The organism is Burkholderia sp. Ac-20392 (assembly GCF_017104585.1).
GTDB classification, from domain to species: Bacteria; Pseudomonadota; Gammaproteobacteria; order Burkholderiales; family Burkholderiaceae; genus Burkholderia; species Burkholderia lata.
The window spans coordinates 1-5,304 of record NZ_JAAGPB010000530.1 but is presented as its reverse complement, the minus strand read 5'-3'; the positions used below and the strand labels follow the sequence as shown (position 1 = coordinate 5,304).

General features: G+C 67.5%; 5 protein-coding genes. All 5 read right to left on the bottom strand.

Going from position 1 to position 5,304, the window contains the following annotated elements:
- Positions 1-118: 118 nt before the first annotated feature.
- Entirely contained in the window at positions 119-925 is an 807-nt protein-coding gene (locus G3N99_RS33840) for an SDR family oxidoreductase (RefSeq protein WP_206124545.1), read from the bottom strand.
- 29 nt (positions 926-954) lie between these two features.
- Positions 955-1,971 carry an L-arabinose ABC transporter permease AraH gene (araH, locus tag G3N99_RS33835; RefSeq protein ID WP_206124544.1) on the bottom strand — a complete coding sequence of 339 codons (1,017 nt, stop codon included), beginning with the start codon at positions 1,969-1,971 and terminating at the stop codon, positions 955-957.
- A 70-nt stretch (positions 1,972-2,041) separates the two neighbouring features.
- Complete coding sequence (gene araG, locus G3N99_RS33830; protein ID WP_206124543.1) at positions 2,042-3,553, bottom strand: L-arabinose ABC transporter ATP-binding protein AraG; 1,512 nt, start codon at positions 3,551-3,553, stop codon at positions 2,042-2,044.
- A gap of 67 nt (positions 3,554-3,620) precedes the next feature.
- The gene (locus G3N99_RS33825; protein ID WP_174939100.1) at positions 3,621-4,616 is read right to left on the bottom strand and encodes an arabinose ABC transporter substrate-binding protein; all 996 of its coding nucleotides are present in this window, start codon (positions 4,614-4,616) and stop codon (positions 3,621-3,623) included.
- Positions 4,617-4,718: 102 nt separating this feature from the next.
- Positions 4,719-5,304, bottom strand: a 586-nt coding sequence (locus tag G3N99_RS33820) for an SDR family oxidoreductase (protein WP_206124542.1), incomplete at its 5' end; no start/stop codon positions are given.

Genomic DNA, 5,304 nt, shown 5'->3' with positions numbered 1-5,304 from the left:
GGCGGCGGCCAGGCGCGCGCGGCGCGACTGGCTGGTGGACGACGATGCGCGCGAGGACGTGGCGGTCATGGTGAACTCCTTTCCTTCGTCGAAGAAACGATGCGGGTCGTGCGAACGGTCAGGCCCAGCCGCCGTCGACGATCACGTCCTGCGCGGTGATCATCCGGCTGTCGTCGGCGGCAAGAAACAGCGCCATCCGCGCGAGATCGGCGGGCAGCAGCTCGGCATCGAGGCACTGGCCGGCCTTGATCGCTGCGCGGCCCGCGTCGTCGAGCCACAGCCGGCGCTGCTTGTCGGTCATCACCCAGCCGGGCACCAGCGAATTCACGCGGATGCCGAACGGGCCGAGGTCGCGCGCGAGACCGCGCGTCAGCCCCTGCACGGCCGCCTTCGCCATCACGTAGACGGGATAGCCGCCGTTCTTCAGCATCCAGCTGATCGAGCCGAGATTGATGATCACGCCGCCGCCCTGCTGCTTCATGTCGTCGATCACCGCCTGCGCGGCGAAGAACTGGTGGCGCAGGTTCACCGCGATGCCCGCGTCGAACGATTCGGGCGTCACGTCGCCGATCGCGTGCCGCGCGTCGTTCGCCGCGTTGTTCACGAGCACCGCGATCGCGCCGATGCGCGCGCGGATCGCGTCGATCGCATGGCGCAGCGCCTCGATGTCGGTCAGGTCGCACTGGAGGAACAGCGGCGCATGACGGACGTGCGCGAGGCTTTCCGCCAGCGCGGTACCGGCCGCCGCGTCGAGGTCGACGAACGCGACGCGCGCGCCCTGTTCGGCGAAGTGCTCGACGAACGCCGCGCCGATGCCGGTCGCGCCGCCCGTGATCAGCACCGCGCGATCCTGGAGGCTCGGATACCGTGCGTAGCGCGCGTGGCTCGCGGCGTGCGGGTCGTGCGCGGAAGTGTCGATGGTCATGCGGTTCGTCTCCGTAAGAGCGGATCGGGTCAGTCGCGGACGCCGCGGTTCTTCAACTGGTCGAGCAGCACGGCTGCGAGCAGGATCGCGCCGCGCACGAGGTACTGGTAGAACGCGTCGATGTTCAGCAGGTTCATCACGTTCTCGACGGTGCCCATGATCAGCACGCCGATCACGACGCCCGAGATCGTCGCGCGGCCGCCCATCAGCGACACGCCGCCGAGCACGCACGCGGAGATCACGTTCAGCTCGAAGCCCTGCGCGGCGTTCGGCTGGCCCGACGTGATGCGCGATGCGAGGATCACGCCCGCGAGTGCCGTCACTGCACCCTGGATCAGGAAGATGTACACGCGTGTGCGTTCGACGTTGATCCCCGCGAGCCGCGAGGCTTCCGGGTTGCCGCCGATCGCCAGCGTGTTGCGGCCATATACCGTCTGGTTCAGCAGCACGCCGAACGCGATGAAGCACAGCAGCGTGACCCAGATCGGCAGCGACACGCCGAACATCGACAGCCCGCCGAGCGCGATGAACGTATCCGACGACACGCCGACCGCCTGCCCCTTCGACACGATGAAGCCGAGCCCGCGCACGATCTCCATCGTCGCGAGCGTCGTGATCAGCGCGTTGATGCGCAGGTATGCGATCACCGCGCCGTTCACGAAGCCGATCGCGGCGCCGGCCGCGACCGCCGCGATGATCGCGACGAACGTGTTGTCGGTCGCGTTCAGCACCATCGCGCACAGCACGCCGGAGAACGCGACGGTCGAGCCGATCGACAGGTCGAAGTCGCGCGACGCGAGACAGAACATCATCGTGCACGCGACCATCCCGATCTGCGAGATCGACAGCGCGAGGCCGAGCATGTTGTCGATCGAGAAGAAGTGATCGACGGTGAGCGACATCGTGATGAACATCACCGCGAAGATCGCGATCAGGCTGTATTCGGTCAGATGCTGCCACCACTTCTGGCGGTCGCTCTGCTGCGGAACCAGCGCGTCGGCCGACGGCTTCACGGCGGCGCTGGCAAGGTTTTCGTTGACTTGCATGATGGTGTCTCCTGCTCCTGCATCGCACGGCCCGCGCCGCGCGTGTTCGATTCGAATGTCGTGTCCCGCGTCAGGCCGCCTCGACGGCGCTCGTCTGCGGCAGCGCGAGGCTCAGCACCGCGTGCTCGTTCGCCTGTTCGCGCGGCAGTTCGCCCGCGATCCGGCCTTCGCGCATCACGACGATGCGGTCGGACACACCGAGCACTTCGGGCAGCTCCGACGACACCATCACGATCGCGCAGCCGCGCTCCGCGAGCCGGTAGATCACGTCGTAGATCTCGTGCTTCGCGCCGACGTCGATCCCGCGCGTCGGTTCGTCGAGGATCACGACCTTCAGGTCGGGCTCCGCGAGCCAGCGCGACAGGATCGCCTTCTGCTGGTTGCCGCCCGACAGGAAGCGGATCTTCTGCCGCCGGTTCGGCGTCTTGATCTTGAGCCGCTGGATGAAACGGTCGGCCGTTTCGCTTTCGGCCCTGCGGTTGATGAAGAGCCCCGCGCGCAGCGAATGGCGGCGGCAACTGATGTTGATGTTCTCCGCGACCGACGCGATCGCGATGATCCCCTCTTCCTTGCGGTCCTCGGGGCACAGCACGATGCCGTGGCGGATCGCGTCGCCGGTGCGCTTCACGTCGATGCGCGCGCCGTCGAGCGTCAGCACGCCCGCGCGCCGGCGATCCGCGCCGTACACGAGCCGCATCAGCTCGCTGCGGCCCGCGCCGACGAGCCCGAAGAAGCCGACGATCTCGCCCGCGCGCACCGAGAAGCTCGCGGGTTCGCGCAATGCGGGGCCGTCGACGCCTTCGGCCGCGAAGCGCACGTCGCCGAGCGCGCGCGGCGCGTAATGGTAGATATCCGAAATCTCGCGCCCGACCATCTCGGCGACGAGCCGTTCGCGCGGCACGTCGGCCAGCGATTCGTGCGACGCGATCTTGCGCCCGTCGCGGAAGATCGTGCACGCGTCGCACAGCCGGTAGATCTCGTCCATCCGGTGCGAGATGTAGATCAGCGCGCGGCCCTGCGCGCGCAGGTCGTCGACGAGCTTGAACAGCACTTCGGTCTCGCGATGCGACAGCGAGCTGGTCGGTTCGTCGAGCGCGATCACGCGCGCATTGCGCATCAGCGCCTTGCAGATCTCGACCATCTGCCGCTGCGCGATCGACAGCCGTCCGAGCTTCGCGTCGGGATCGAGATCGACGCCCATCGCCGCGAGCCGCTCGCGCACGAAACGCTTCGCCTCGCGCTTCCTCACCCAGCCGAACGCATTCGGCAGGCGGCCGAGCAGCAGGTTTTCCGCGACCGTCAGGTCGGGCACGTACTGCAGCTCCTGGTGAATCACCGCGATGCCGGCCGCGATCGACGCGGCCGCACTCGCAAACTGCACGGTCTGGCCGTCGACCAGCACGCTGCCCGCATCGGGCTGGTATTCGCCGCCGAGAATCTTCAGCAGCGTCGACTTGCCCGCGCCGTTCTCGCCCATCAGGCCATGCACCTCGCCCGCATGCACGTCGAACGAAATGCCGTCGAGTGCGCGCACGCCAGGAAAGACCTTGCCGATATTGTCAAAACGCAGTGCCGCTGACACGTCGTCTCCCCACTTCCGGATCGATCGACCGCCGGCCGCCGCATCGCCGCGGCAGCCGGCGGGCCGCTTACTTCGACGCTAGCCCCATCTCGTCGCGCACCTTCGACACGTTGTCGCGCGTCGCGAGCATGCCGGTCGTCAGCGTCAGCGCCGGCGGCGCCTTGCCCTGCGTGATCCACGTGTACATCAGGTCCGAGGTTTCCTCGCCGTGGCGCTTCGGGCTGATGATCACGGTGCCGTAGAAGCCCGTCGGCTGCGGCTTCTTGAACTCGTTCAGCGCCGAATCGGAACCGCCGATGCCGATGCCGATCATGTTGTCCGCCTTGAAGCCGCGCCCTTCGGCCGCGCGCACCGCGCCGAGCACGGCTTCGTCGTTCAGGCCGTACGCCACCCAGTGCTTGAACTGCGGATTCTTCGTGAGCGCGATGTTCGCCGCGTTGAATGCGTTCTCGGTGTCGGTCTTCGCCTGCGGCGCAGCGATCACGTTCGCCTTCGGGAAGCCGGCGGCCACCAGCGCGTCGGTCGCGCCGCTCGTGCGGTCGTGCGCGGTCGGCAGCTGCTCGTAGGTGATGTCGATCGCGCCGACGTCCTTCATGTCCCAGCCGCGCTTCTTGATCTCGGCCGCGATGCCGTCGCCGACCTGCTTGCCGATGTTGTATGCCGAGATCCCCATGTGCGGGACCGACTCGATCGGCTTGCCCGCGCCATCGACGAGGCGGTCGTCCACCGTCATCATCTTCAGGTTGTGCGACTTCGCCTTCGCGACGATGCCCGGCCCGAGCTTCACGTCGGGCGTGCAGATGATGAAGCCCTGCGCCTTCTGCGCGGACAGGTTGTCGATCGCGCTCATCACCTTTTCACCGGACGGCGCGCCGATCTTCACGAGCGTGAAACCCTTCGCCTTCGCCGCCATTTCGGCAAACTTCCACTCGTCCTGGAACCACGGCTCTTCCGGCTGCTTCACCAGGAAGCCGATCTTGACCGGATCGGCCGCGTGCGCGACGGGGCTCCCGATCACCACCGCGGCCGCGGCGGCCAGCGTTACGAACGTTCTGCGTTTCATCTCCAGTGTCTCCTTGTCTTCATCGAACAGGATGCAGCCGCTTGTTGGTTTCGACGCAGCGTGCGCGCGGCCATCGCACGTGCGGTCTTTCGAATCGTTGCGTCAGTCGTGATACAGCGCCGCGCGCCCGCCATCGACGGTGATGCACGCAGCATTGATGAACGGCGCCTCGTCGGACGCCAGGAACACGGCCGTCATCGCGACCTCCTCGGGCCGACCGATCCGCTTCATTGGCTGCAGCGCGAGCGTTTCGGCGCGTGCGGCGGCAGGGTCAGGTTGCGCGTCCCACCAGTCTCGCGTGAGCTGCGTCTCGATGTAGCCCGGCGCGATCGCGTTCACGCGCACGTTGCGCTCGGCGTATTCGATGCCGAGCGCGCGTGTCAGGCCCAGCACGCCATGCTTCGCGACCGGGTACGGGAAACAGCCCGGGATGATCCTGAACGCGTGCGTCGACGCGATGTTCACGATGCTGCCGCGACCGCGTTCGACCATCCCCTCCAGCGCCGCGCGGCAGCCGTGCCACACGCCGTCGAGGTCGACCGCGAAGCAGCGGCGCCAGTCGTCGTCGGTCATCGTCAGCGGATCGGCGAACACGTTGATGCCCGCGTTGTTCACGAGCACGTCGAGCGGGCCGAATGCCGCCTCGGTCTGCGCCAGTGCCTCGCGCACCGCGTCCTGGCGTGCGACA

Coding starts and splice junctions, on each gene's coding strand:
- G3N99_RS33825 (WP_174939100.1), bottom strand. CDS start 4,616: ATGAAACGCAGAACGTTCGTAACGCTGGCCGCCGCGGCCGCGGTGGTG.
- araH (WP_206124544.1), bottom strand. CDS start 1,971: ATGCAAGTCAACGAAAACCTTGCCAGCGCCGCCGTGAAGCCGTCGGCC.
- G3N99_RS33840 (WP_206124545.1), bottom strand. CDS start 925: ATGACCATCGACACTTCCGCGCACGACCCGCACGCCGCGAGCCACGCG.